The following is a 24,358-nucleotide window of genomic DNA, read 5'->3' on the forward strand; positions in this document are numbered from 1 at the left end:
AAACCCTTTGAGTCTAACGCAAAACTAGCAAATACTATATAGAAAAGCGTTTTGAATAATTTTTAAATTGATATTTGAAAACGGAAGCCCTGCTAATCAGATTGATTTTGGACATTTCAAATAATAGTGCAGTGTAAAAACGTCGGCCTTGCTAAATACAAATACCGGAGGGAGCCATTTTAAAGACTACCCTCCGGTATTTTAAGTTCAAAGAAGCTGCTACTATTTTTTCTTTGGCGTCGTAGCCGCAGGTGTTGTAGCTGGTGCTGCTGCGCCTGTTTTTGCAGGTGCTGCTACTGGTGCAGCTGTTCCCGGCTTCGCTGCCGCAGGAGCTGCTGCTTCGATTTTGTCAGGATCCACACCCAATTTTCTTAGGATAAGATTGGTTGCATTGTTGTCTTCAGAAGCTGCAAACAAGATGATCGGTGTTGTTCCAGCGCCTGCATCCATGTTCAGGATGTAAAGGAATCCGCTTTCTTTTCCAACTTCCTGGATGGCGTTGTTAACCTTCGTCAAGATCGGTTCAAGCAATTGTTGCTGCTTAGTCTGCAAAGACGTCTGAGCATTGTTTTGCATTTCCTGAATTCTTGTTTGCAGGTTTTGCAATTCTTTTTCTTTATCTGCACGGATAACATCAGTCATGTTAGCGCCATTTTTCTGATAGGCTTCATACTTCTCCTGTGCTTCCTTGTATGTTTCTCCTAACGCTTTATCCAACTGAGCCTTTGTAACTTCAAGCTGGTTCTGCATTACTTTACTTTCTGGTAACTTGCCAATTATATAATCAACATTGGTATAACCGATTTTAGTAAGTCCGCTTGCAGGAGTTGTTTGTGCTAACAGAGGGGTTGTAATAATGGTCATTACGACCAAAAAAGCTATCAATTTTTGTTTCATTGCTTTGTTACTTAAGTTTACTGTTTGTACTTTTTTGTTTTGGTGAGTTTTGTGTCGGGGCCTGGACGGGTGGCTGCTCTGCCTTTCCTACTTTCTCTTCCGCAGCTGCTTTTGTTGCTTTTGGATTAATACCAAGCTCCTCCATCACATAATCCGAGTAATCGTGCTTGGGATTTGTATAAAGCATGCCTACATCGCTGGACTTATCAAACATAAAATCGAGCCGGCGCTGGCTGCAAACTTTGGTAACTGCTCGCTGCACTTTTTCAAGGACAGGCTTCATCAATTCTTTCTTCTTCTGAAAAAGAAGTCCTTCCATGCCAAAGATCTTACTATTGTATTCTCCGGCTTCGAGTTCTTTTTCCTTAATCTCGCTCTGTCTTTTCCGTTTTAAGTCTTCGGTGAGCAGGATCTCCTCAGCCATATAAGCACGCTGCATGCGATCGACTTCTAGAAATTTATCCTGGATCTCTTTGGCCCACTTGTCAGAGAACTTCTTCATCTCTGTTTGTGCCAATTGGTACTCAGGCATTTTACTGGTGATGAATTCCATGTCTGTGTAACCTATCTTTTGCGCCCAGGACGCTGATCCACATAGAATTGACAAAACTAGTAAAATAAAAAACTTCTTCATGCCAGGGAGCTAATAATTTGCAAACTTCTTAACGAAACTACAATCAGAAATATTATCTGATCTGCTGACCAATCGTAAAATGGAATTGTGGTCCGCTTCGTTTCTGTTCTCCCTGAATTTTATCAAAACCGTAACCCCAGTCAATTCCCAGAAGTCCGAATGCAGGCATAAATATACGTGCTCCTACCCCTGCTGAACGTTTCAAATCGAATGGGTTGAACTCTTTATATGTTCCCCAGTTATTTCCACCCTCTGCGAAACCTAATATAAAGATCGTTGCTTGCGGGTTCAGTGAAACCGGGTAACGAAGCTCCATTACATATTTGTTATACACAATTCCACCTCCTGATGCCGGGAAGCCCTGCTCGTTCTGTGGTCCTACTTTCTGATCCTGGTAACCACGCAAACCGATAATGTCCTGGTCAGCAAGTGAGAATGAACCTTGACCTGCCAGACCAGATCCACCCACGATAAAGCGGCCGAACGGGCTGTAACCAACTTTGTCTCCATAAGCTCCAAGGAAACCCATGTGCGTACGAGCGCTCAATACAAGCTTTCCTGTGATGGTTGCATAATAGCTGGCGTCAAACATCCATTTGTGATATTCTACCCAACGATATGTGTCGGTCTTGTCTGTGAAAGTCTTCTTCCTGAATGCTGAATAAGGCGGCGTGAATGTTCCGCTCAAAGAAATGTTGCTTCCGTTTCTTGGAAATTGGAAATCGCTAAGGGTATTTCTGGATATCGTTGTGTTGAACGAAATATTGTTTGATACACCATTGCTATATCCAATCCGGAATATATCAAGATCATCCAGTCTGTATCGCTGATAGGACAGCGAATGGGTCATAACAAGATTGCGATCCGGTTCCTTAAGACGGCGACCAAGCGATAAAGTAATTCCATTATTGAAATACCCGCCGCGGTAGCTCAGACCTCCGTTACCTTGGCCCAAATTGTTATAAAAAGAACGTGGATCTGTCATCCGGTAAACTGTGCGCTGTAAGGACACACCAAAGTTAATCGGTTTCTTGCCGCCAAGCCATGGTTCACTGAATGATAGCGAGTAGGTCTGATACTGCTTTCCGTTCGCCTGGAAACGCAACGATAGTTTCTGACCGTCACCGGAAGGCAATGGCCGCCAGGTTTCACGGTTAGGGATGTTTTTCAGTGAGAAGTTATTGAAAACCAAACCAAGCGTTCCAACGAAACCAATGTATCCACCCCATCCACCGGATAACTCGATCTGGTCAGAAGGTTTTTCTTCTACAGTGTATTCGATATCTACCGTTCCGTCCTGCTGGTTGGGGATCGGGTTGATCTGAATTTTCTCAGGGTCGAAATAGCCCATTTGGGATAATTGACGCTGCGTGTTGATAATCTCTGTTTTACTGAATTTCTGTCCTGGCAATGTGAAGAGCTCCCTTAATACCACGCGGTCGCTGGTTTTGGTGTTACCATTCAGCAAAATGCGGTTGATCGTTGCTTGCTTTCCTTCGAACATTCTTAATTCAACGTCGATAGAATCGCCTTCAACAGCTTTTTCCGTAGGCTCAATGCGGAAATACAGGTAACCGTCATCCATATAAATGGAGCTAACGTCGGCACCAGGGATACCATTGATCTTTTTGTCTAGTTCTTCTGGATTGTAAACGTCGCCCTTCTTAACACCCAGACGCTCACCCAGGTAAGCAGATGTATAAAGGTAATTCCCGGACCAGGTGATGTCGCGATAGAAATACTTAGTTCCTTCGTCAATCTTCATGACAATGCTGATCGTTTCATCACCATTTTTAATGGAGTCGAATTCAATCGTTGCGTCGCGGTAACCGTTTTTACGATAATAGGCGATGAGTTTTTCCTTGTCTTCGTCGTATTTTTTAGGAATGTATTTGGATGGGTTGAAAAGACGGCCAATTCTTTTCTGTTTGGTGCCTTTCATTTTGCGTTTGAGGATTTTATCGCTCACCGCCGTATTTCCCTGAATGTCGATCTCCTCGATCTTAACCTTCTTCCCTTTTGTAATGGTGAAGTTAAGCGTAGCCTGTCCTCGCGTTGAATCAGGGATTTGCAACACCTTTACTTTCGTGTTGTAAAACCCTTTATCCATATAATACTTCTTGATAACAAGCTGGGTGTTCTTGATTACGGTTGGCGTAATAACGCGCCCTTTGATCAATTTCACCTTATCATTCAATGTTTCGCGTTCGCCTTTGCGGATGCCTGAGAAGGAAACTTTGTAAAGTCTTGGACGCTCTTTGATGTGAATGTTCAACCAGATCTTTTCGCCTTCCACTTTCGTAGCAATGATCTCAACATCATTCAATGTTCCGAAATCCATCATTCTTCTGATCGACGACGGGATTGCTGGTCCCGGAACGCGGATTTTATCGCCAGGTTTCAAGCCTGAGATCGAAACCATGGAATTAGGGTCCAGGAACTGGGTTCCTGAAACAGTCACTTCTGCAATTGTAAATTCTTTTGGATTAGCCGGGTCAATGCCCAAATTGGCGGCAGCAGAAGCAGGTTTTGATCCAGCAGCTCCCAGCCCGACCTTTTGTGCATTTGCTGAAAAACACCAGCAAAGCAGGATCAATGCTAAAATACTTTTGAGGTGTGCTAATGATCTATTCAAATTTTTCACAAGGTTCATATTATTACTTAGCACTATTCGCTTTGATTTGTTCACCAGTTTTGCCAAAACGACGCTCTCTGTTTTGAAAGGCGGCAATCGCTTCATATAAATGTTCCCGCCTGAAATCCGGCCAGAAAAGGTTTTCGTAAAAATACAGCTCGGCGTAAGCAAGCTGCCATAAAAGGAAATTGCTGATCCTGTGATCACCGCCCGTGCGCAGCATCAGGTCCACTTCCGGGCGGTTTTGGGTTGCCAGATTCGCAGCCAGCATTTCTTCGTTGATCTCCTCCGGTGCAATCACACCATTCTTTACATCCTCCGCAATCTTCCTCGCAGCCTGGGTAATGTCCCATTTTCCGCTGTAACCCAGCGCCAGGATCAGGTTAAGGCCTGTATTTGCCTTTGTAGCCTCAACAGCTTCCGCCAATGTTCTGCGGCAGCTCTTTGGCAGACTTTCCGTGTCACCGATCGTGTCCAGCTTTACATTGTTCTTGAGCATAGTAGGCAGCTCATTTCCAATAGACTGAACCAGTAATTCCATCAAAGCCCTTACTTCAAACTCGGGACGGGCCCAGTTTTCGGTGGAAAATGCATAAAGTGTCAAAAACCCGACACCTAGTTCCGCACAACCTTCGGTTACTTCCCTAACGGCCTTGATCGCGTTGCGATGGCCGAAAATGCGCGCTGCTCCCTGGTTTTGGGCCCATCTTCCGTTACCGTCCATGATAACGGCGATGTGCTTTGGCAGATTGCCCGTATCAATGAGCTCCTTCATTATTCCTGACCCCTTTAACCTTTTTTAACAAAAACAAAATGAACTACAGCGAGGATCTTTTCAAGTAAGATCAAAATTTAAAACTTCCCGCTTTTTTAAAGGGATCACTTTGTACATCATGATACGCAGGAATGCAGCATTCTGTGTCGAAAACTAAAAAAATATTAGTCTTAGCTTCGTCTCAAATTGCTATAAACCTTCTGATGAACAGTTGATTAACCTCAAAAATAGTAATGGAATTTAAAATCAGGGCGCAATTTAGGAATAAGTATGCCCTCTTCAAAATCATTATTTTGTGTCCGGGGACGTAGTAACCCGATTAATTATCAAGAAGATGGCGGATTGCTTCTCCGTATGTGCTGCCGCTTGTGAGCTGGGATGCCTTGCGGTCGCGCATGATAATGACATACTTGCTGTTGAAATGTTTTTGGATTTCTTTGATGTGGTGGGAATTAACGATCCCGGCGCGGCTAATGCGCAGATATTGCTTGGGAAGCTTCTCTTCCAGGGATGTCAGCGTATAATTGAGCAGATATTTTTGTCCGTCTAATGTGTTTAAAAAAACATACTTTTCCTCTGCTTCGAAATGGGTGATCTCGGTCAGCGGAATGAGCAAGATCCGGTCGCCTGATTTCACCGACAATGAGAAGATCTCTCTTTTCGGTTTCATTTCCTCTAACAGCCTGAGCAGGTTTTCGGAATAGGGATTTACCGTGGCGAGATTGTTGGCGCCTGCTTTGGTAATGTTGCGGATCTTCTCAATGGTCTTAACCAGCCGCTCATTCTCGACCGGTTTTAGCAAATAATCAACAGAATTTTCCTCAAAAGCACGGATCGCATACTGATCGTAGGCCGTTGAAAATATCACCAGCGGCATCTTGGTCAGCTTAGCGAGCATTTCGAAACCATTTAAAAGGGGCATTTCAATGTCCAGGAAGATGATATCAGGACTATGCTTGTCAATCTCGACCAACCCTTCTGCGCCGTTTTTTGCTTCGGATACAATGGTGAAAACGTCATTGTGTTTTTCCAAAAGCCTTCGAAGCCGGCTTAATGCCAGCGGCTCGTCATCTATGAGGATCGTTTTCAGCGGGAATTGGGTCATGGCCTTGATGTTGATTTTGTATAATAGCAGATTTTTGAATCGAAATGTTGACCGATTTGCGCGGCTCATTATGCAGTTCCAGACGCGCCGCATCGCCATAAAGCAATTTTAATTTGTCCTGAATGCTCCTCATTCCATATCCGGCGCCCATTGTTTCAGAAAACGGCGGGCCATTGTCGTGCACACATAAATGCAGCCACTCGTCTTCTTCGTAAATGCGAACCACAATTGCGCCTTGTTCGGCCAGCTTAGCAACGCCGTGCTTGATTGCGTTTTCCACGATGGGCTGTAAAATGAATTTGGGCACATGCAATTCTTTTAATGCAGGATCGGTCACCTCAACGGTAAATCTGAGGCGCTCCCCAAACCGAACTTTCTCCACCTGCAAATAAGTGGCAACCATTTCCAGTTCATTCTCGATTGTATCAAAGTAATCGTTCGTTTTTCTTCCGGTCGTGTATCTGAACAGTTTGGAAAGCAACAGTGTCATTTCCTCGGCCTTATCGGGATCCTCATGGACGAGGCTGGCAATGCTGTTTAAGGAGTTGTATAAAAAATGAGGGTTAATGCGTGCCTGCAATGCATCCAGCTCGGCGCGCGTTTTCAGCTTTTCCAGGTTTAGTAATTGAAATTCCTGATCGGAAATCTTCCTGGAAATCTGTTTGCCTTCGCGGCTCAGAAAGTAGAAAATATTGGCAACAATGATCGGGCCCCACATATACCAATACCAGGGCGCATTCTGAGCTGCTTCATTGGGATAAAGATTCCTGTAATTGTCTACCAGCGTTACGCCAAAAAGAAAATAGACGGCTATTGCAAGCAAATTGTTCATTATGAGCACAATTACAGACAAAATTACGTGCCTAAGAATGGTTCGGGTAATGAAAACGTCGAGCCATATGGTGATTCCCTGGGTTAGCAGAATGGTAAAAACCCCCGCTATAACATTTTGGGAAACCAGATATTGATAGAGCTTGATCCGGACGGGCTCATTGGTGAAGTAGATTTCAGCAGTAAAATAAGAGATCGCATTGATCCCGTATAACACAGTGGCTCCCAGGATAACAGCGACCACTGTCCCTATCCAACCCTGGTTTTGAATGATGCCAATGAGGTTAAGATCACGCCAGTTAAATGATTTTTCTTGTGAGGTAAAACTGAAATTGGCCCCCTCCACCCTGGCGCCTGTGAGGTCAACATCGGTTAAGCTGCTGAAACTCAAATCGGCATTGCGCAGGTCGGAGTTCCGGAATGTGGTGCGGTCCAATGCAGCGAAACGAAGCTTCGCATTGCGCAGGTTAGCGCCATCGAAATTGATGTCTTTAAGACTTGAAAAGCTAAAATCCGCATTTTCAAGGTCCATATTACTGAAATCCCTTCCATCCAGTGATGATGCCGTCATCCGCAGACGCTTCGTTCCTTTTTCGTTCATAATTTAAGTGAAACGCAATGTTACTGATTACTCCGGGCTAGCATCCATTCTGTTCCTGATTCGTCAATCGATCCAGCATCCTTTAATAAGGCGCTGGTTTTCTCCGGATACTTAAAATAAAAAAGCTTCATGGCTAATAGACTTGTGTTACTTGTTTACACAAATCTATCAGCCATGAAGCCCTATGGTAAGCGTTTTCCGACGAACTGCTCATTTCGAATGTATGAACGCCGTTGCAACCGGAATGAAGAAGGAAGCTTAAAGCTCTTCCACAGTAATATTTTTCCAACGCACTTTAATGCCGCCACCATCGTGGATCTGCAATGCTATTGAACCATCTCCGGCGCCAATTTTAGCGTCTGTAAAATCAACCATTTGATTACCATTAAGATAAGTTTTAACATTATCCCCTACCGCACGGATTCTTAATGTGTTCCACTCGCCCATTTTCAGGAAACCTTCTTTTTCATCCGGGATTTGCACCAGCCAGTTACGACCGTAAGATTCGTAAATGCCGCCAGTGTCATGGTTTGGTGGCGCCACTTCAACCTGCCAGCCCGAAACTTTCGTTCCTGTAACCGTAGAGCGGAAAAACACGCCGCTATTACCATTTGCTTCTTGCTTGAATTGCAGGGAGAGGTCAAAATTCTTGTAAAACTTGTCAGTGGTGAGGTAGCCATATTGTTTATCCGGTCCGCTTTCGCAGATCAGCTCACCATTTTCTACATACCATTTTTCGGTCCCGTTAACTTTCCAGCCGCTCAGATCTTTCCCGTTAAATAACTTAACAGGCTTTTTCACTGGGTTAGGAACAGGAGCTGTGAACACAAAAAATGCGGAGTTCAGTAACAATATAGTCGCACAGAGCACTATAAGTTGTCGAAGTTTTAACATAATAAATTGGGGGTTAGGATTAAAAAAATTTCAATTAGAATTCCGTCAAAATACATTTTCCATTAGTTTTACGGAAATTAACCAATTGGAAAGCTATGAAAAAAAACCGTTTTGTAGGGCGTTGTCTGGCATTTTTTTTACTTGCAGTGCTGCCATCAGGAGTAATTATTTCCTGCACTGAGAAGAGTGAAGACATAGTAAAGGGCAAAACGATTACAGAAGTCATCATGGAGAATGAGCGTTTCAGCATTCTGAAAGATCTTATGATCTATGCCAAGATGAGCGACGGATTGCGGACCGGTGAAGTAACTTTTTTTGCACCTGACAATGCTGCCTTTGGCCGTGCCAATATTTTTTCTTCCTCTGTGTTGACGGCGATGCCGGAAGATTCGGTTCGAAAACTTATCAATAACCACATTCTTGGAAAACAGCGGCTTGATTATAAGAGTCTTAAAGAAGAAAAGAAGAAGGCGATTGGAGGCAAAGAACTGAGCATTACCAAAACGGACAGCATTTTCTCTGTAAACAGAGCGGACATTATCCTTTCTGATATCAGCGCTGCAAACGGGGTGATCCACATTATCGACAGCCTTGCCGTAAAATGATATAAAAGAAGAAGATTAAAAAAGATCGGCCCGGTTGAATGTTCAACCGGGCCGATCTTTTTGGTAACCGTGATGTTTAGAATTGCTCGATATGGGCAAAGAAGAAGTTTCCTTCGATAGCAGCGTTCTCGTCGGAATCCGAACCGTGGATGGCGTTGGCTTCCATGGATTTTGCAAACAATTTGCGGATAGTGCCTTCGTCCGCATTGGCAGGATTGGTAGCACCGATCAAAGTACGAAAGTCCGCAACGCCGTTTTCCTTTTCCAGGATCATCGGAATGATCGGGCCGGAAGACATATATTTACATAAATCATTGTAAAAAGGACGCTCTTTGTGCACTGCATAAAATTCTCCGGCACGTTCCGCGCTAAGCTGAGTTTTTTTAACAGCTACAATCCGGAACCCGGCCTCTTCAATCATTTTGATAATGGCTCCGGAATGTCCGTCCTTAACGGCATCCGGCTTAATCATTGTGAATGTTCTATTTGTTGGCATACTGTTGGCTAGAATTTATTTGCTGCAAAACTATGCATTTTTTCATTTTATATCCTCGCGCTTCGGTTTGCGCGGTGGCGCGCATGTTAAAACATAGCCTGATAACCAGCCTTTAGGGCACAACATTGAGCAAATCCCAACAGTTTTATTAATTTTGTGGGCTGAATACGAACCGAATTTTCTTCTTTCCGAATTAAGTAACTGTGAATCAAACCGTTGAAGAGCTTAGCTCTTTTTTATCCCACCCCCAAAAAATCATCATTACGATGCATCGTGACCCTGACGCTGACGCGCTGGGATCGTCATTGGGCTGGGCAAGTTATTTAATTAAAAAAGGACACGAAGTTACTGTCATCAGTCCGACGGATTATACGGCCAATTTACGTTGGTTGTCTGGCATTGAGCATGTTCTGGTTTACGAAAAGCAGACGGATCAGGTTAAATGCAAGGAGAAAATTGCAAATGCTACATTAATATGCTGCCTGGACTTCTCAGCGCTTTCCCGACTTAAAGATTTAGGAAGGATTGTGGAAGAAGCCACTGCGCCGAAGTTAATGGTAGACCATCACCTTGAACCCGAGCATTTTGCAAAATGGATGGTTTGGGATACTTATGCTGCTGCTACGGCACAGCTTATTTACAAGCTGATCAAAGAACTGGAAAATAATGCGCCGGTTACTGAGATCTTCGACATCCCCATGGCTGAATGCTTGTACGCCGGAATAATGACGGATACCGGCTCATTCCGACACGGTAATGTTACGCCCGAGGTTCATCTGGCCGTTGCTGACCTGATGCTCACGGGATTTGATTCCAGCCGTGTGCACCGACTTATTTACGACAATGCGCCACTCTCGCGTTTGCAATTTCTAGGTTACGTGCTCTCCCAGAAATTAGTGGTTTTACCCGAATACAGAACTGCCTACATGGTTTTGACGGAAGCGGAACTGCAAAAATTCAATTCCAGCACGGGAGAAACCGAGGGAATCGTTAATTACGGTTTGCAGGTTGAAAACGTAGTAATGTCTGCTATGTTCATTGAAAGAAAAGGTGAAGTGAAAATTTCATTCCGTTCGGTAGGCACATTCTCGGTGAGAGACCTGGCGAGCACCTATTTCAATGGCGGCGGACACAAAAATGCATCTGGCGGAAGATCGGAACAATCAGTGCATGATACAGTTGCCACTTTTCTAAATATTCTTCCGGAATACCAACAAGAACTTTTAAACGTTGACTAAGCTTAAATTTACTTCAAAAATCACATCATAATCTTTCCAATTAACACAATCCAATGAATTTAAAATCAATAGGTTACGCAATGGGCGTAACTATTCTAGCAGCGGCTTGCAACCAACATAAGACGCAGGTTACTGAATCCGGACTGAAATACCAGATTTTCGAGCACGAAGATGAAGCGAGAAAAGCCAAATTGGGAGACATTATGACATTCCACTTTGTGTTGAAAAACGGCAGCGATTCTACGCTTCGAGATACATATAAAGAAGGCACACCGCAAAAAATGGTTTTGCAGGCTCCTCAGTATAAAGGCAGTTTTGAAGAAGGACTTGCTTTGCTTGCAGCGGGAGACAGTGCTAAAATATCGATCAATGCAGATTCAATGTTTGCAAAAATCGGCCAGCCTATGCCTCCTATGATCAAAAAAGGATCTGATCTGAGCTTCACCGTGAAAGTGGTTAGTGTGCTTACGCCTGAGGAATTCCAGAAACAACTTGCCGAAGCTGGTTCCAAGCAAAAAGCGATCGATACGAAAATAATTGACGATTATATCGCAAAAAATAACCTGAAAGGAAAAGCGCAGAAGACAGCATCCGGCCTGGCTTATGTGGATGCCGTTCCAGGAACAGGCGACAGCCCAAAAGCAGGTGACAATGTAAAAGTGCATTACACAGGAAAATTGCTCGACGGCAAAGTGTTTGACAGCTCACAGACTGGCGGCCGCGGCCCTATTGACTTCCAGGTTGGTGTGGGAATGGTTATTCCAGGTTGGGAAGAAGGCATTATGATGATGAAAAAAGGCGGAAAACGCACATTGATCATTCCATCTGGCCTTGCTTACGGAGCTGAGGGATCGCCGGGAGCCATTCCTGCAAACTCGGTTCTGCTATTTGACGTTGAATTGGTTGATTTTGGGAAGGCGCCAGCACAGCAACAGCCTGGCCTGCCAACAAGGTAACTACCAGATATGAATTAAAACGGCTGCTTCACAAGAGTAGCCGTTTTTTTGTGTAAAATGCATTTTGAACATAACATTATAGCATGAAACTTTGCTTTGCCACCAATAATCTAAATAAGTTAAAAGAGATACAAGCATTGCTCGGTGACCAGTTTGAGCTTGTTACACTGAGCGACATTGGCTGTGAAGCAGACATTCCAGAGCCATTTGAAACAATCGCTGAGAATTCTGCTGCGAAGGCCAGATATGTCTGGGAACATTACGGCATCAACTGCTTTGCCGACGATACAGGACTGGAAGTCGCGGCGCTTAGTGGTGAGCCCGGCGTTCATTCGGCCTATTATGCGGGGCCGCAACGGGATGCTAATGACAATATGGATTTGCTGCTCAGCAAACTGGCTGCGCACAGTGACCGCAGCGCCCGGTTCCTGACGGTGATCACACTCGTGATGAACGGCGTATATCAGCAGTTTGCAGGAACGGTTGAAGGTAACATTATCACCGAAAAGAGAGGCAGCAATGGCTTTGGTTATGATCCTGTATTTATGCCTGCTGATCTGGAAAGAACATTTGCCGAAATGACATTGGAAGAAAAATCACAGTTAAGCCACCGGGCGCGCGCATTTGCCGGGCTGGTCAGCTTTTTGAAGCAACTATAATGTAACGAGTAAACATCATTTCTAAACAGCATTCAAATGGCGGACTTCAATGCAAGCGATTATCGCGTCGACGGGACCGAGAAATTCAGTATCAAAAAGGCCAAAACGCGCTTCAAGGACATTTACAAGGATAAGGAAGAATATGAATCCATGCAGGCGGAGTCGGCTAAGGAGCTGGATGTGCTGCAGAGTATGATGTACGCACATAATCGCTATGGCTTACTGGTCATATTTCAGGCGATGGATGCGGCCGGCAAAGATGGGACGATCAAACATGTGCTTGCAGGGGTGAATCCGGTGGGCGTGAAAATACATTCATTTAAAAGGCCTACGGAAACAGAACTGGAACATGATTATCTGTGGCGGAGTAATCTTGTGCTTCCTCAACGCGGAACGATCACGATCTTCAACCGCAGTTATTACGAGGAAGTGCTCGTTGCCAAAGTGAATCCCGAGATTATCACGCAATCGCAACGGTTGCCTGTTGAACTGACGGAGGACATGGACAAGCTTTGGAAACACAGATATTCGGATATTCGGAACCTCGAAAAATATCTTTACAGAAACGGCATCCGGGTAATCAAGTTTTTCCTGAATGTGTCGAAGGAAGAACAAGCTTCGCGCCTTATTGAGCGGATAGAAGACCCTTCAAAAAACTGGAAATTTGAGGAGCAGGATGTGAAAGTGCGCGGGCAGTGGAATGAATATATGCAGGCTTACGAAGATTGCATTAATAACACTGCTACAAAGAAATCGCCTTGGTATGTTGTTCCGGCCGATGACAAAAAGAATCTGAGGCTGACAGTGGCCAACATTATCGTGGAAGAACTTAAAAAGATGGATATGTCTTATCCGGAATCAGGCCCTGAGCGGTCAGAAGAACTGCATCACTTTATCGATGTCATTAATGCGCAGAACACTGAGGATTAAGCACAAAAAAGGCGGCTGAATAATCAGCCGCCTTTGATAGTTATGCATGGTGTGAATTCTAATTCTTATTTCTTGATAGTGAAGTTTCCACCACCAATTTTATAACCTTCTGCATACAATTCAACATTGTATTTCCCTGGACGGAATTGTGAGCTGTTGTCATACAACAATTCAACTTTCTGGTTATTGTTTTGGTAAGCAATAGACTCACGAGTTGTAAACTTAGATGGAGCTCCATCAACTTCAAACTCTCCTGATCCAGTTGCGTCATCAGCTACAACCGCTCCTTCAGGGTCAAGCACACGCACGTAGATGTCTTTCGATTCTTGTGCTGTCAACTCATTTTCAGGAAGCGTAAATACCATTTTGATTTTGTCAACACGGCTTGCTTTATATTCTTCTTTATCTTTCACCTTACCTCTTGAATTAACAGTAAGGATTTTCAGATTTGCAGCTTTCAATGCAGCAGCCTTTGTTACTTTGTCGCTAAGCTCTTTGTTAGCAGCTGTAAAAGTTACTACTGAATCAGTAAGTTCAGCCTGACGTTGTACCAATTTCTCACGCTCGCTGGTCAAACTTCCAACGTGTGTGCTTAAAGAGTCATTCGATGCAACCAATTTCTCGTTTTCAAGCTTCAATTGAGCGATCACCTCGTCTTTTTCTACCAGGAATTTCTCGTATTCCTTGATTTTGCCAAGATACTTGTTGGTCTCAACTCTCTTGCTTCTGCTGAAAGCTAATTTATCTGCTTCCAGTTTTTCTTTAACCTTAGTCAATTCTGATACGTCACCACCCAATTTTTCAATTTCAGCGATTTTCGCATCCAATACTGTCGAAATAGAATCTAATTTAGTTTTGGTCACAGCCAATTCTCTGGCTTTTTCAACAACCATTGTTTCCTGCTGAGTCAACTCATTTTTTTGAGTCGTAAACAAGTAGCCAAACATGGCCGTCGCAAGCCCAAGGACAACAACCATTGCCCAGGCGATACTTTGCTTATTCTTTTGTTCTTGTTCCATCGATTTAGAAAATTTATTAATGTGATTTAGTTTACATGTTGACAGGTTAAAAATTCACCTAGGGTCTACATGGATTTGATCTTAAAATCTCTAATTCTGTGCCGAATTGCCGATTCGGACCTATTGCAGGCGATTATAACATTCAATTTGTATATAAATAATACCAAAAAAGAGGCTCAGTAAGATACTGAGCCTCTTTTTAAATTATGATTTTGAATTTAGAAAATTAGGGCTGAACGGCTGTATGGGGGCCGGTTAATTAGAAAATTGGGTAATGTTTACCCAAAGTATGGAGTTACAGTACAAACAAACATCATTTTAAAACCCGCTATAATCCTATTTTTGCTGTAATATCAAAAGACTTGCGGTCCATGAACAAAAGCTTTTGATAGCCTTTAACCGAGTAACCGGAAACTTCAAGGAGATTATTCCGTCTGCTAGATGTCAGTTCAATAAGCTTTTCTGAACTATATATTCGGTTTTCAGAACGCAGCAGTGCTTTTACCAATACAGGTTGCTGCGTCGCGCTGTCCACTTTGATCATCAGATAACGCACTGGTAAGTTCTCTCCTTCCCTGATTTTATATTCGTAAACAGACGAATCACTTCGGGTCACCGAATAGCTTTTATTATATGCTGGCTTATTAATGTCGGCTTGCGCGAACAGTTCCAGCTCCTTTTTCCAGTTCGTCTCGATTCCAACGCGCAGTTCTTTTTTCCCGTCCAGTTGAACAGTCTTTGCCACCTTCGGCTTCGTCTCATTCAGATAAACGATTTGGTTTTCTACAAAGCCTTTAAGGTCATAATATGCCTTCTTTTCGTTCGGATCCGTGACAGATTCCCTGCAAGCGCTTAACATTGTCAGGCATATCAAGATATAGAGGAAGCTGCTTTTAAGAAACACCGGGCGGCCAGAAGAGTGTATTGATATAAAACGCATTGGTAATGTGGACTTTATCACGCAGAAGATCTAAAAAAACAGAGAGCCCAATGGACTCTCCGGTAAACAACATCATTATAGCTGGTTTAGTTTAGAGGATACTAACCCCTGTCATCTCAGCCGGCTTTGGAATTCCCATTAAGTCAAGAATTGTAGGTGCAATGTCGGCCAGCTTGCCGTCTTTTATCGGATTCTGATAATTATTATCGACCAATACGCAAGGCACCAGGTTCAATGAGTGGGCAGTATTGGGAGAGCCGTCGTCATTCAGCATATAGTCCGAATTTCCGTGATCGGCAATGATGATTGATGAGTAACCATGGTTTAAACCAGTGGTAACAACAGCCTGCACACATTGATCAACGGTTTCACATGCCTTAACCGCTGCTTCAAACACACCCGTATGTCCGACCATATCCGGGTTTGCAAAGTTAAGGCAAACAAAATCCACCTCTCCTTTTTCCAACTCAGGCACTATCGAGTCCCTGATGCCGAACGCCGACATTTCAGGTTGTAGGTCATAAGTCGCAACTTTTGGAGACTGGCAAAGTAAGCGGCTTTCACCCTCAAACGGCTTTTCGCGTCCGCCAGAGAAAAAGAATGTTACGTGCGGATATTTTTCCGTTTCAGCAATGCGGATCTGCTTTTTCCCCGCTGCTTCAAGCACTTCGCCTAATGTATTGTTGAGATTATCTTTATCAAAAATCACATCGACGCCTGTGTACGTATCATCATAATTGGTCATTGTGATGTATCTCAGGTTTAGCTTGTGCATATTCTGCTCATGAAAATCCTGTTGCGTCAGCACTTCTGTGATTTCGCGTCCGCGGTCGGTCCGGAAATTGAAACATAATACAACATCTCCATCTTCGATAACACCAATTGGCGTCCCGTCCGGATTTATTGCAACGATAGGCATGATAAATTCGTCAGTAACGCCTGTCTCGTAGGAATCTTTGATTGCTTTTAATACATCACCGGATGCTACATGCGCACCTTCGCCATGCACCATTGCGTCATAGGCAAGCTTCACACGCTCCCAACGCTTGTCGCGGTCCATTGCATAATAACGACCGGTTACGCTTGCAATGCGGCCAGTTGTCTGATCCAATGTTTGTTGAAGCTCTGTTAAAAAGCCTAAGCCACTCTTCGGATCACAGTCACGGCCGTCTGTAAATGCATGCACAAAGACGTTTGTCAAACCCCTGTCGGCAGCGATTTTGACAAGTCCTTTTAAATGATCGATGTGTGAGTGAACGCCTCCATCGGAAACCAAACCGATGAAATGCACTTTTTTGTTATTTGCTTTGGCAAAATCCAAAGCATTGGTAAGGACAGGTTCCTGACCTAATGTTCCTTCGGTAACAGCCAGGTTGATCTTTACCAGATCCTGATAAACGACACGTCCTGCTCCAAGATTGGTATGTCCTACTTCTGAATTTCCCATCTGTCCGTCGGGAAGCCCCACAGCCAGTCCGCTTGCAGCAAGTTTGCTGTGCGGATATTTCTGCATAATGCTGTCGTAAAAAGGAGTGTTGGCAGCTAAAACAGCGGAACGGCTCTCTTCGCCAGGTTGGGCAATTCCCCAGCCGTCCATGATTATAAGAATTACTTTTTTGCTCAATGTCTTAGAAATTAAAATATTAACACGCAATGGCCAATGGCGGGCTTACTCGCTTTTTTTGCCTTCGACCGGCTGATTTTTCTCGTCAACGATTACATATACTTCCTCGTTGGGCTTGCGCATCATGAAATTTTCACGCGCCCATTTTTCAAGCATTTTGGGATTACCAAAAACCTCATTCCGCTCCTTCTTAACTTCTTTGATCTTTCCCAACAAAATACCCTTTTCGTGTTCCAGTTCCTTCATTTTCATCCGGTTGGAGATCACGATCCGCATATTGTTATTGTCAAGGAAAAGGATCCAGACGAACCACGCCAGAAATGTGGCTATATAAAAGTTTTTGAGCGTCTGGAGCGACCAGAATGATCCTTTTTTCATAACGAAAGCGAGTGTATATACAAAAACCGGAGCATTAAGCTCCGGTTTTGATTAATGATATCAGAATTTCAATCCTGGGAAGTAAGCGTTTTCACCAAGCTCCTCTTCAATGCGAAGCAGCTGGTTGTATTTCGCCATACGGTCAGAGCGGGAAGCAGATCCCGTTTTGATCTGTCCTGTGTTCAATGCAACTGCAAGGTCAGCAATTGTTGAATCTTCCGTTTCACCTGAGCGGTGGGACATAATGCTCTTATAGCTGTTGCGTTTTGCAAGGTTAACCGTGTCAATCGTCTCAGTCAATGAACCGATCTGGTTTACCTTCACAAGCACTGCATTTGCAATTTGTGATTCGATTCCTTGTTGCAGACGGGTTACGTTTGTCACGAACAAATCGTCACCTACCAACTGGATTTTCTTGCCAACCGATTGTGTAAGCGTTGCCCAGCCAGCCCAGTCGTCTTCGTCCATTCCATCTTCGATTGAAATGATCGGATATTTAGCAACCCACTGTGTCCAGTAGTCAGCCATTTCATCCGAGCTTAGTTTCCGACCATCTGATTTCTTGAAGTGGTACAGTCCATCTTCGTAGAATTCAGAAACGGCAGCATCCATTGCGATGAAGATGTCTTCACCTGGCTTGTAACCTGCTTTCTCGATCGCCTGAATTACGATTTCGATCGCTTCTTCATTTGATTTAATGTTTGGAGCAAATCCACCTTCGTCACCCACGTTGGTAGAATATCCTTTGCTTTTCAAAACTGTTTTAAGCGTATGGAAAACCTCAACGCCCATTCTCAATGATTGCGAGAATGTATCTGCTTTCGCAGGCATGATCATGAATTCCTGGAAATCGATAGAGTTATCCGCGTGGCTTCCACCATTCAGAATGTTCATCATCGGAACCGGCAATGTGTTTGCATTCGTTCCGCCCACGTAACGATATAATGGAAGATTTGCTTCTTGTGCAGCAGCCTTGGCAGCAGCCAGAGAAACACCCAGAATTGCGTTCGCGCCCAATTTCGCTTTGTTAGGCGTTCCGTCCAATTCCAGCATGATTTTATCAATCAGATTTTGCTCAAATACTGAACAACCGATCAACTCAGGGAAAATAATATCGTTGACATTCTCAACGGCTTTCAAAACTCCTTTTCCTACGTAAACGCTTTTATCGTCATCACGAAGTTCAACGGCCTCATGCTTTCCGGTAGAAGCTCCAGACGGAACAGCAGCACGTCCTAAATAGCCATTTTCAGTACGAATATCTACTTCTATTGTTGGGTTTCCTCTTGAATCCAGAATTTGTCTTGCATGTACTGATTGAATCGTACTCATTTGCAGCTTGTGGTTTTGATTTAAAATAGAATTTTTTAACGGTACAAAATAACACAAAAAATCCTCTGCATTACAGAGGATTTCGATATTTTCAGCTCGCTCTTAACAATTTGATAAATTCATCAAACAGATAGCGCGAATCATGCGGACCTGGCGATGCCTCAGGGTGATATTGAACTGAGAACGCAGGATAATCCTTTCTACGAATTCCTTCAATTGTTTTATCATTCAAATTCACGTGCGTGATTTCAATATCAGGATGGTTTTCAATCTCATCCGGATTCACCGCAAAACCATGATTTTGCGAAGTGATTTCGCATAATCCTGTAATCAGGTTTTTCACCGGGTGGTTCAACCCGCGGTGGCCGTGGTGCATTTTATATGTGTTAATCCCGCTTGACAATGCAAGCAGCTGATGTCCCAGACAAATTCCGAAAAGTGGCTTGCTGGTTTTGATCATCTGGTTCACACTTTCTACTGCGTAAAGCATTGCAGCCGGGTCGCCAGGGCCGTTGGATATGAAGAATCCGTCGGGCTGCCAAGCCATTACTTCCTCAAAAGGCGTTTTTGCAGGGAAAACTTTGCAGTAACATCCGCGTGAGGTCAGGTTTTGCAGAATGCTTTTCTTGATTCCGTAATCCATAACCGCAATCCGGAACTGGCTGCCGGTTTCTTCTCCTACGTAGTAAGCGCTTTCTGTCGTTACTTCGGATGACAATTCGAGGCCATCCATTGAAGGAATTTTTTTCAATTCGGCCATCAATTCCTTTTCATCCAGGATTTCGGAGGAAATAATCGCATTCATTACGCCTCTTTGTCTCACGTGGCGCACAATGTGCCGTGTGTCGACATTACTTACGCCCACGATGTTGGCACGTTCAAAATACTCCTGCAATGAGAAATCAGCAGTGTCTCTGGAATAGATCGGGGAGAATGTGTTACAAACCATCCCGCGGATCTTTACCGAAGCCGATTCTTCCTCGTCTTCCAGCTGAACCCCGTAGTTGCCGATGTGCGAGTTGGTGTTAACAATGATTTGACCATAGTAGGAAGGATCGGTATAAATTTCCTGATATCCTGTCATACCTGTATTAAAACAAATTTCCCCGCCGGTGGTCCCGCTTATTCCCAAAGCAAGTCCTCTATAAGCTGTCCCGTCTTCAAGTAATAACAGAGCTTCCTTTTTTTGACCCATTTTCTTGCTAAATCTATTGTTTGTCAAATGTTGTTGAGCGATTGCCCGGGTATTTTTAAACTGCGGTGCAAAATTATAAAATTTTACCCATAAAAAAGGGTTAAACGAAACGTTCAACCCTTTTCCATATATTCTTAATGACTATCCAAAACTATTCCTTTTCAGTAGTAGGTGCTGGTGAATCATTGTTTTCAGCTGTTTCGTCAGCAGCAGGCTCGTCATTTACGGGTTCTGCTTCTGCAACCACAGGATGATCTTCTTTTTTAACAGGAGCAGCTGCTACTACTTCTGAGCCTTCTTTCTTCGCTCCACCTCTTCTGCTACGTCTTGTTTTTGCAGGTTTGTCAGCATTAGCAAGAAGCAATGCGTCGTTGAAATCTACAAGTTCAATCAGTGCCGTTTCGGCAGCATCACCAAGTCTGTTTCCAAGCTTAATGATCCTTGTGTAACCACCTGGGCGAGATGCAATTTTGTCAGAAACAACACCGAAAAGTTCTTTTGTTGATTCCTTATCATTCAGATAAGAGAAAACAACCCTTCTGTTGTGGGTAGAATCTTCTTTAGCGCGGGTTAGCAAAGGCTCAACGTATTTACGAAGTTCTTTTGCTTTCGCTAATGTTGTTTCAATTCTCTTGTGGATAATCAATGAGGAAGCCATGTTTGAAAGCATCGCCTTGCGGTGAGATGCTGTTCTTCCCAAATGATTATCTTTCTTACCGTGTCTCATTGTTTTGTTGTTTAGTTGCTTCGAGCGGCGGCTAGCGCGCTACAGAATACAGACTTATTATGGAATTATTTATCAATCTTCGTCCAAACGGTATTTGGCAACATCCATTCCAAATGTGAGTTGTTTGTCAGCTACAAGCTGTTCCAACTCAGTAAGAGATTTTTTACCAAAATTGCGGAATTTCATCATGTCTGAAATTTCCAGTCTAACCAGATCACCCAGTGATTTTACGTCAGCTGATTTCAAACAGTTGTAAGCACGTACAGAAAGGTCCAGCTCAGACAATGAAGTCTTAAGCAGTTTTCTCATACGCAACATTTCTTCATCCACCTGATTATCTTCTTCTGCTTTCTGCTTCTCAAACGTCATTGTTTGATCCGAGAATAGCATGAAATGTTGAATCAAAATGTTTGCAGCACCTTTCAATGCATCCTCAGGGTGGATAGAACCATCTGTCTGGATATCGATTAAAAGACGCTCGTAATCTGTACGTTGTTCTACACGTGTATTTTCAACACTGTATTTAACGTTTTTAATTGGCGTATAAATAGAATCCACTGCGATGTATCCGAACGGCAACTCGTTTGCACGTGGCTCATCAGCAGGAACGTATCCTCTTCCTTTGTCCAAAAGCAGTTCCATTTCGAACTCCTTCTGGTCATCAATATGGCAAATAACCTGATCCGGGTTTAAAACTTCAAATGCGTTGGTAAACTTGCCAATGTCACCCGCAGTTATGACAGATACATTTTTAAGGTTTACAACGATTCTACTTTCGTTCAGATCAGAAACTTTTTTAAAACGAACCATTTTAAGGTTCAGGATGATTTCTGTTACATCCTCAACTATACCTTCGATAGAAGAAAATTCATGAAGAACACCAGGGAACTTCACGCTCGTAATGGCATAACCCTCCAAAGATGAAAGAAGTATTCTACGTAATGCATTACCAATGGTTACGCCGTACCCTTTCTCTAAAGGCTTAAACTCAAACAACCCGTGAAAGTCGTCTGCTTTTTCCATGACGACCTTATCAGGCATTTGGAAAGCTAATATTGACATAGTCCTTGCTCCTTTTATAGTAGTAAATGATAGTTGATCACGCTACCGTTACCTTTGCGATCGCAAAATTGCCGTTACCGGCTAAAAGCACGCCTGGTAAACTAGGCGTGCTGTAATATGAAGATTATTTAGAATACAATTCAACGATAAGCTGCTCGTTGATGTTTTCCGGGATTTGCTCGCGTTCCGGGAAGGTTACAAACTTACCTGTCAATTGCTGACCATCCCACTCCAACCAGTTGAATCCTTTTGAGCTGTGACCAGCAAGGCTTTCTGAAACTGATTCAAGAGACTTGGATTTCTCACGAACTGTAACGATTTGTCCAGGACGAAGAGAATAAGAAGGGATGTTTACAATTTCACCATCAACAAGGATATGTTTGTGGGAAACCAGCTGGCGTGCAGCACGTCTGGTTGGAGCGATGCCCAAGCGGTAAACTGTGTTATCAAGACGAGCTTCGCAGTATTTCAACAGGTTTTCACCAGTGATACCTTCTTTAACCGAAGCTTTTTCAAATAGGTTACGGAATTGTCTTTCAAGAATACCGTAGATGAATTTCACCTTCTGCTTTTCCATCAATTGCAAAGCATACTCTGATTTCTTAGAGCGGCGACCCTTTCCATGAACTCCTGGAGGGTAATTTTTCTTAGCAAGCGCTTTGCTCGGGCCCATAATGGGTTCTCCGTAACGTCTTGCAATCTTAGATTTGGGACCTGTATAACGTGCCATTAAAAACTTGTTGTTTTACTTAATTGATTAAAAACCATTCTGTAACCCCAGTGTCCAAATTACGAATGGGCATTCTAATTGAATACTATACTCTCCGACGTTTTGGAGGACGGCAACCATTGTGTGGAAGCGGAGTAATATCTCTGATCGTGGTTACCTCTATTCCAGCATTCTGGATGGTACGGATTGCAGACTCGCGGCCTGATCCCGGTCCTTTAACAAACACCTCAGCTTTACGCATTCCCAGGTCGAAAGCAACCTGAGCACAGCTTTGAGCAGCTGTTTGCGCAGCATACGGAGTGTTCTTTTTAGAACCACGGAAGCCCATCTTACCGGCAGATCCCCAGGAAATTACCTGGCCGTTGTTATTTGTGATAGAGATGATAATGTTGTTGAAAGAAGCCTTGATGTGTACCTGACCCACCGACTCTACAACTACAACTCTCTTTTTAGCTTTATCTTTTCTTTTATTTTGTGCCATTGCTTATGGATAGAAATGTGGTTTTACCCACTGCTCACTGATTATTTAGTAGCCTTTTTCTTGTTCGCGATTGTTTTGCGTTTACCCTTACGAGTACGAGAGTTGTTCTTTGTCCTTTGTCCGCGCAATGGTAAACCTTTACGGTGACGAAGACCTCTGTAACAAGCGATATCCATTAAGCGCTTAATGCTCAGTTGAACTTCTGACTTAAGTGCACCTTCTACTTTATATTCACCTGCTATAACCGCGCGAACTGCACCTGACTCATCATCATTCCAGTCAATCACCTTTTTATTGATGTCAACTCCTGCTTTTTCCAGAATTTTTTTCGCTGAACTGCGTCCAATTCCGAAGATATAAGTTAGTGAGATTTCGCCCCTTTTACGGTCGGGAATATCAACTCCTGAAATACGTGCCATAATGATTAACCTTGTCTTTGTTTATACCGTGGGTTCTTCTTGTTAATAACATACACTTTACCCTTTCGGCGTATAACCTTGCAGTCCTCACTGCGTTTCTTTACTGATGCTTTGACTTTCATCTCGAATGTTACTTGTTGTTAATAATGAGGTGATCTTCTCCTTATTTGTACCGGTAAGTAATTCTTGCCTTTGATAAGTCGTAAGGAGACATTTCCAACTTAACACGGTCGCCCGGTAATATCTTTATATAGTGCATTCTCATCTTTCCTGAAATGTGTGCAATAACTTCATGCTTATTCTCTAAAATTACACGAAACATTGCATTGGAAAGCGCTTCTAAAATTACTCCGTCTTGTTCGATTGATGCTTGTTTTGCCATTCGTAGCGTTAATTACATTACTTCAACCATAAGGCTGGTGTTGGCCGTCACTTTTTCTATATAATCGAATGTTGTCAGAATTTCGGCTTTGCCTTTACGGACAACAACCGTATGCTCAAAATGAGCTGAATATTTTCTGTCACTTGTTCTGATTGTCCATCCATCCCGCTCTTGCATTACCGTCTTTACGCCTAAATTAATCATAGGCTCAATCGCAAGAACCATTCCTTCTTTCAATCTGATACCTTTGCCTCGTTTTCCATAGTTAGGCACTTCCGGACTTTCGTGAAGATCTCTTCCCACACCGTGCCCTACTAATTCCCGGACAACCGTGTATCCTCTTTCTTCAACATAGTTTTGCACTGCAAAACCTACATCACCTATCCTAAGTCCGTCAACCGCTTGCTCAATGCCCTTGTATAACGACTTTTTTGTAGCAGTCAACAATTTCATAACTTCCGGCCTTACCTCACCCACAGGATAAGTATAAGCGCTATCACTATGAAATCCATTTAATTTAACTCCGCAATCAATCGAAACGATATCTCCTTCTTTCAATGCATAATTTCCAGGTATGCCGTGAACAACGACTTCATTAACCGATATGCAAAGTGACGCTGGAAACTTATTAAATCCCTTAAAAGAAGGGATGCCACCATTATCTCTTATATATTCCTCTGCTACCCCATCGAGTTTATTTGTTGTTACACCCGGCTTAACCCATAATGCAACCTCAGCATGCGCTTTACCTAAAACCTGCGCACTCTGTTTAATTAACTCAATCTCCTCCTCCGTTTTTAAATAAATCATTGC

General features: G+C 43.4%; 27 protein-coding genes. 5 read left to right on the forward strand and 22 right to left on the reverse strand.

The window, feature by feature from the left end; translation table 11 throughout:
* Positions 1-222: 222 nt before the first annotated feature.
* From NFI80_RS15200 to NFI80_RS15230, 7 genes are all read right to left on the reverse strand, one after another.
* Positions 223-897 carry an OmpH/Skp family outer membrane protein gene (locus NFI80_RS15200; protein ID WP_026631270.1) on the reverse strand — a complete coding sequence of 225 codons (675 nt, stop codon included), beginning with the start codon at positions 895-897 and terminating at the stop codon, positions 223-225.
* Positions 898-904: 7 nt separating this feature from the next.
* A complete protein-coding gene (locus NFI80_RS15205) occupies positions 905-1,531 on the reverse strand; it encodes an OmpH/Skp family outer membrane protein (RefSeq protein WP_233795167.1) in 627 nt (208 codons plus the stop codon).
* Positions 1,532-1,583: 52 nt separating this feature from the next.
* Positions 1,584-4,184, reverse strand: a complete 2,601-nt coding sequence (gene bamA / locus NFI80_RS15210) for an outer membrane protein assembly factor BamA (protein ID WP_233795166.1) — start codon at positions 4,182-4,184, stop codon at positions 1,584-1,586.
* A 4-nt stretch (positions 4,185-4,188) separates the two neighbouring features.
* Positions 4,189-4,941: an undecaprenyl pyrophosphate synthase gene (uppS, locus tag NFI80_RS15215; protein ID WP_235165111.1), complete on the reverse strand. Its 753-nt coding sequence runs from the start codon at positions 4,939-4,941 to the stop codon at positions 4,189-4,191.
* A gap of 319 nt (positions 4,942-5,260) precedes the next feature.
* Positions 5,261-6,046, reverse strand: coding sequence for a LytR/AlgR family response regulator transcription factor (locus NFI80_RS15220; RefSeq protein ID WP_235165112.1), 786 nt, complete (start codon positions 6,044-6,046; stop codon positions 5,261-5,263).
* Positions 6,009-7,478, reverse strand: coding sequence for a histidine kinase (locus tag NFI80_RS15225; RefSeq protein WP_235156885.1), 1,470 nt, complete (start codon positions 7,476-7,478; stop codon positions 6,009-6,011). Before NFI80_RS15225 ends, NFI80_RS15220 begins: the two co-directional genes overlap by 38 nt.
* A gap of 258 nt (positions 7,479-7,736) precedes the next feature.
* Positions 7,737-8,372: a 3-keto-disaccharide hydrolase gene (locus NFI80_RS15230; protein ID WP_235156884.1), complete on the reverse strand. Its 636-nt coding sequence runs from the start codon at positions 8,370-8,372 to the stop codon at positions 7,737-7,739.
* Positions 8,373-8,467: 95 nt separating this feature from the next.
* Here NFI80_RS15230 and NFI80_RS15235 point away from each other — a divergent pair, with 95 nt between their 5' ends.
* The gene (locus tag NFI80_RS15235; protein ID WP_235165113.1) at positions 8,468-8,977 is read left to right on the forward strand and encodes a fasciclin domain-containing protein; all 510 of its coding nucleotides are present in this window, start codon (positions 8,468-8,470) and stop codon (positions 8,975-8,977) included.
* A 76-nt stretch (positions 8,978-9,053) separates the two neighbouring features.
* Here NFI80_RS15235 and NFI80_RS15240 read toward each other — a convergent pair whose 3' ends face one another.
* On the reverse strand, positions 9,054-9,473 hold the full coding sequence (locus NFI80_RS15240) for a nucleoside-diphosphate kinase (protein ID WP_026631263.1): 420 nt from the start codon (positions 9,471-9,473) through the stop codon (positions 9,054-9,056).
* A 203-nt stretch (positions 9,474-9,676) separates the two neighbouring features.
* On the opposite strand from NFI80_RS15240, the gene NFI80_RS15245 reads away from it, so the two are divergent.
* From NFI80_RS15245 to NFI80_RS15260, 4 genes are all read left to right on the forward strand, one after another.
* Entirely contained in the window at positions 9,677-10,711 is a 1,035-nt protein-coding gene (locus NFI80_RS15245) for a DHH family phosphoesterase (protein WP_235156882.1), read from the forward strand.
* Between the two features lie 53 nt (positions 10,712-10,764).
* Positions 10,765-11,667, forward strand: coding sequence for an FKBP-type peptidyl-prolyl cis-trans isomerase (locus NFI80_RS15250; RefSeq protein ID WP_233795159.1), 903 nt, complete (start codon positions 10,765-10,767; stop codon positions 11,665-11,667).
* Between the two features lie 83 nt (positions 11,668-11,750).
* A complete protein-coding gene (gene rdgB / locus NFI80_RS15255) occupies positions 11,751-12,326 on the forward strand; it encodes an RdgB/HAM1 family non-canonical purine NTP pyrophosphatase (protein ID WP_235156881.1) in 576 nt (191 codons plus the stop codon).
* A 36-nt stretch (positions 12,327-12,362) separates the two neighbouring features.
* Positions 12,363-13,256, forward strand: coding sequence for a polyphosphate kinase 2 family protein (locus NFI80_RS15260; protein WP_235165114.1), 894 nt, complete (start codon positions 12,363-12,365; stop codon positions 13,254-13,256).
* A 65-nt stretch (positions 13,257-13,321) separates the two neighbouring features.
* On the opposite strand, the gene NFI80_RS15265 is transcribed toward NFI80_RS15260, so the two are convergent.
* The 14 genes from NFI80_RS15265 to map form a co-directional block, all read right to left on the reverse strand.
* Positions 13,322-14,275: a DUF8428 domain-containing protein gene (locus NFI80_RS15265; RefSeq protein WP_233795156.1), complete on the reverse strand. Its 954-nt coding sequence runs from the start codon at positions 14,273-14,275 to the stop codon at positions 13,322-13,324.
* Positions 14,276-14,603: 328 nt separating this feature from the next.
* A complete protein-coding gene (locus NFI80_RS15270; RefSeq protein ID WP_235165115.1) occupies positions 14,604-15,134 on the reverse strand; it encodes a hypothetical protein in 531 nt (176 codons plus the stop codon).
* 172 nt (positions 15,135-15,306) lie between these two features.
* Entirely contained in the window at positions 15,307-16,839 is a 1,533-nt protein-coding gene (gpmI, locus tag NFI80_RS15275) for a 2,3-bisphosphoglycerate-independent phosphoglycerate mutase (protein WP_235165116.1), read from the reverse strand.
* A gap of 45 nt (positions 16,840-16,884) precedes the next feature.
* A complete protein-coding gene (locus NFI80_RS15280; RefSeq protein WP_026631255.1) occupies positions 16,885-17,217 on the reverse strand; it encodes an FtsB family cell division protein in 333 nt (110 codons plus the stop codon).
* A 60-nt stretch (positions 17,218-17,277) separates the two neighbouring features.
* Positions 17,278-18,549, reverse strand: a complete 1,272-nt coding sequence (eno, locus tag NFI80_RS15285; protein ID WP_026631254.1) for a phosphopyruvate hydratase — start codon at positions 18,547-18,549, stop codon at positions 17,278-17,280.
* Positions 18,550-18,640: 91 nt separating this feature from the next.
* A complete protein-coding gene (gene carA, locus NFI80_RS15290) occupies positions 18,641-19,744 on the reverse strand; it encodes a glutamine-hydrolyzing carbamoyl-phosphate synthase small subunit (protein WP_235165117.1) in 1,104 nt (367 codons plus the stop codon).
* Positions 19,745-19,895: 151 nt separating this feature from the next.
* Entirely contained in the window at positions 19,896-20,471 is a 576-nt protein-coding gene (gene rplQ, locus NFI80_RS15295; RefSeq protein WP_235165118.1) for a 50S ribosomal protein L17, read from the reverse strand.
* A 72-nt stretch (positions 20,472-20,543) separates the two neighbouring features.
* Positions 20,544-21,533, reverse strand: a complete 990-nt coding sequence (locus NFI80_RS15300) for a DNA-directed RNA polymerase subunit alpha (RefSeq protein WP_026631251.1) — start codon at positions 21,531-21,533, stop codon at positions 20,544-20,546.
* A 124-nt stretch (positions 21,534-21,657) separates the two neighbouring features.
* Entirely contained in the window at positions 21,658-22,263 is a 606-nt protein-coding gene (rpsD, locus tag NFI80_RS15305) for a 30S ribosomal protein S4 (protein ID WP_026631250.1), read from the reverse strand.
* A gap of 85 nt (positions 22,264-22,348) precedes the next feature.
* On the reverse strand, positions 22,349-22,744 hold the full coding sequence (gene rpsK / locus NFI80_RS15310) for a 30S ribosomal protein S11 (protein WP_026631249.1): 396 nt from the start codon (positions 22,742-22,744) through the stop codon (positions 22,349-22,351).
* 41 nt (positions 22,745-22,785) lie between these two features.
* The gene (rpsM, locus tag NFI80_RS15315; RefSeq protein WP_233795151.1) at positions 22,786-23,163 is read right to left on the reverse strand and encodes a 30S ribosomal protein S13; all 378 of its coding nucleotides are present in this window, start codon (positions 23,161-23,163) and stop codon (positions 22,786-22,788) included.
* A gap of 5 nt (positions 23,164-23,168) precedes the next feature.
* On the reverse strand, positions 23,169-23,285 hold the full coding sequence (gene ykgO / locus NFI80_RS15320; protein ID WP_015813811.1) for a type B 50S ribosomal protein L36: 117 nt from the start codon (positions 23,283-23,285) through the stop codon (positions 23,169-23,171).
* A gap of 41 nt (positions 23,286-23,326) precedes the next feature.
* Positions 23,327-23,545 carry a translation initiation factor IF-1 gene (infA, locus tag NFI80_RS15325; protein ID WP_026631247.1) on the reverse strand — a complete coding sequence of 73 codons (219 nt, stop codon included), beginning with the start codon at positions 23,543-23,545 and terminating at the stop codon, positions 23,327-23,329.
* 12 nt (positions 23,546-23,557) lie between these two features.
* Positions 23,558-24,355 (reverse strand): type I methionyl aminopeptidase, encoded by a 798-nt coding sequence (map, locus tag NFI80_RS15330; RefSeq protein ID WP_235156876.1) that lies wholly within the window; start codon positions 24,353-24,355, stop codon positions 23,558-23,560.
* Positions 24,356-24,358 lie beyond the last annotated feature (3 nt).

It is taken from the genome of Dyadobacter chenhuakuii, from assembly GCF_023821985.2.
Classification (GTDB): domain Bacteria; phylum Bacteroidota; class Bacteroidia; order Cytophagales; family Spirosomataceae; genus Dyadobacter; species Dyadobacter chenhuakuii.

Bases quoted from the DNA above. Each gene is read 5' to 3' on its own strand.
- rplQ (WP_235165118.1), bottom strand. From the start codon at position 20,471: ATGAGACACGGTAAGAAAGATAATCATTTGGGAAGAACAGCATCTCAC.
- NFI80_RS15300 (WP_026631251.1), bottom strand. From the start codon at position 21,533: ATGTCAATATTAGCTTTCCAAATGCCTGATAAGGTCGTCATGGAAAAA.
- NFI80_RS15235 (WP_235165113.1), top strand. From the start codon at position 8,468: ATGAAAAAAAACCGTTTTGTAGGGCGTTGTCTGGCATTTTTTTTACTT.
- NFI80_RS15270 (WP_235165115.1), bottom strand. From the start codon at position 15,134: ATGTTAAGCGCTTGCAGGGAATCTGTCACGGATCCGAACGAAAAGAAG.
- NFI80_RS15265 (WP_233795156.1), bottom strand. From the start codon at position 14,275: ATGGAACAAGAACAAAAGAATAAGCAAAGTATCGCCTGGGCAATGGTT.
- NFI80_RS15280 (WP_026631255.1), bottom strand. From the start codon at position 17,217: ATGAAAAAAGGATCATTCTGGTCGCTCCAGACGCTCAAAAACTTTTAT.
- uppS (WP_235165111.1), bottom strand. From the start codon at position 4,941: ATGAAGGAGCTCATTGATACGGGCAATCTGCCAAAGCACATCGCCGTT.
- carA (WP_235165117.1), bottom strand. From the start codon at position 19,744: ATGGGTCAAAAAAAGGAAGCTCTGTTATTACTTGAAGACGGGACAGCT.
- NFI80_RS15230 (WP_235156884.1), bottom strand. From the start codon at position 8,372: ATGTTAAAACTTCGACAACTTATAGTGCTCTGTGCGACTATATTGTTA.
- bamA (WP_233795166.1), bottom strand. From the start codon at position 4,184: ATGAACCTTGTGAAAAATTTGAATAGATCATTAGCACACCTCAAAAGT.
- rpsM (WP_233795151.1), bottom strand. From the start codon at position 23,163: ATGGCACGTATTTCAGGAGTTGATATTCCCGACCGTAAAAGGGGCGAA.
- eno (WP_026631254.1), bottom strand. From the start codon at position 18,549: ATGAGTACGATTCAATCAGTACATGCAAGACAAATTCTGGATTCAAGA.
- NFI80_RS15205 (WP_233795167.1), bottom strand. From the start codon at position 1,531: ATGAAGAAGTTTTTTATTTTACTAGTTTTGTCAATTCTATGTGGATCA.
- rpsK (WP_026631249.1), bottom strand. From the start codon at position 22,744: ATGGCACAAAATAAAAGAAAAGATAAAGCTAAAAAGAGAGTTGTAGTT.
- rdgB (WP_235156881.1), top strand. From the start codon at position 11,751: ATGAAACTTTGCTTTGCCACCAATAATCTAAATAAGTTAAAAGAGATA.
- infA (WP_026631247.1), bottom strand. From the start codon at position 23,545: ATGGCAAAACAAGCATCAATCGAACAAGACGGAGTAATTTTAGAAGCG.
- rpsD (WP_026631250.1), bottom strand. From the start codon at position 22,263: ATGGCACGTTATACAGGTCCCAAATCTAAGATTGCAAGACGTTACGGA.
- NFI80_RS15240 (WP_026631263.1), bottom strand. From the start codon at position 9,473: ATGCCAACAAATAGAACATTCACAATGATTAAGCCGGATGCCGTTAAG.
- NFI80_RS15250 (WP_233795159.1), top strand. From the start codon at position 10,765: ATGAATTTAAAATCAATAGGTTACGCAATGGGCGTAACTATTCTAGCA.
- ykgO (WP_015813811.1), bottom strand. From the start codon at position 23,285: ATGAAAGTCAAAGCATCAGTAAAGAAACGCAGTGAGGACTGCAAGGTT.
- NFI80_RS15260 (WP_235165114.1), top strand. From the start codon at position 12,363: ATGGCGGACTTCAATGCAAGCGATTATCGCGTCGACGGGACCGAGAAA.
- NFI80_RS15200 (WP_026631270.1), bottom strand. From the start codon at position 897: ATGAAACAAAAATTGATAGCTTTTTTGGTCGTAATGACCATTATTACA.
- NFI80_RS15225 (WP_235156885.1), bottom strand. From the start codon at position 7,478: ATGAACGAAAAAGGAACGAAGCGTCTGCGGATGACGGCATCATCACTG.
- map (WP_235156876.1), bottom strand. From the start codon at position 24,355: ATGATTTATTTAAAAACGGAGGAGGAGATTGAGTTAATTAAACAGAGT.
- NFI80_RS15220 (WP_235165112.1), bottom strand. From the start codon at position 6,046: ATGACCCAATTCCCGCTGAAAACGATCCTCATAGATGACGAGCCGCTG.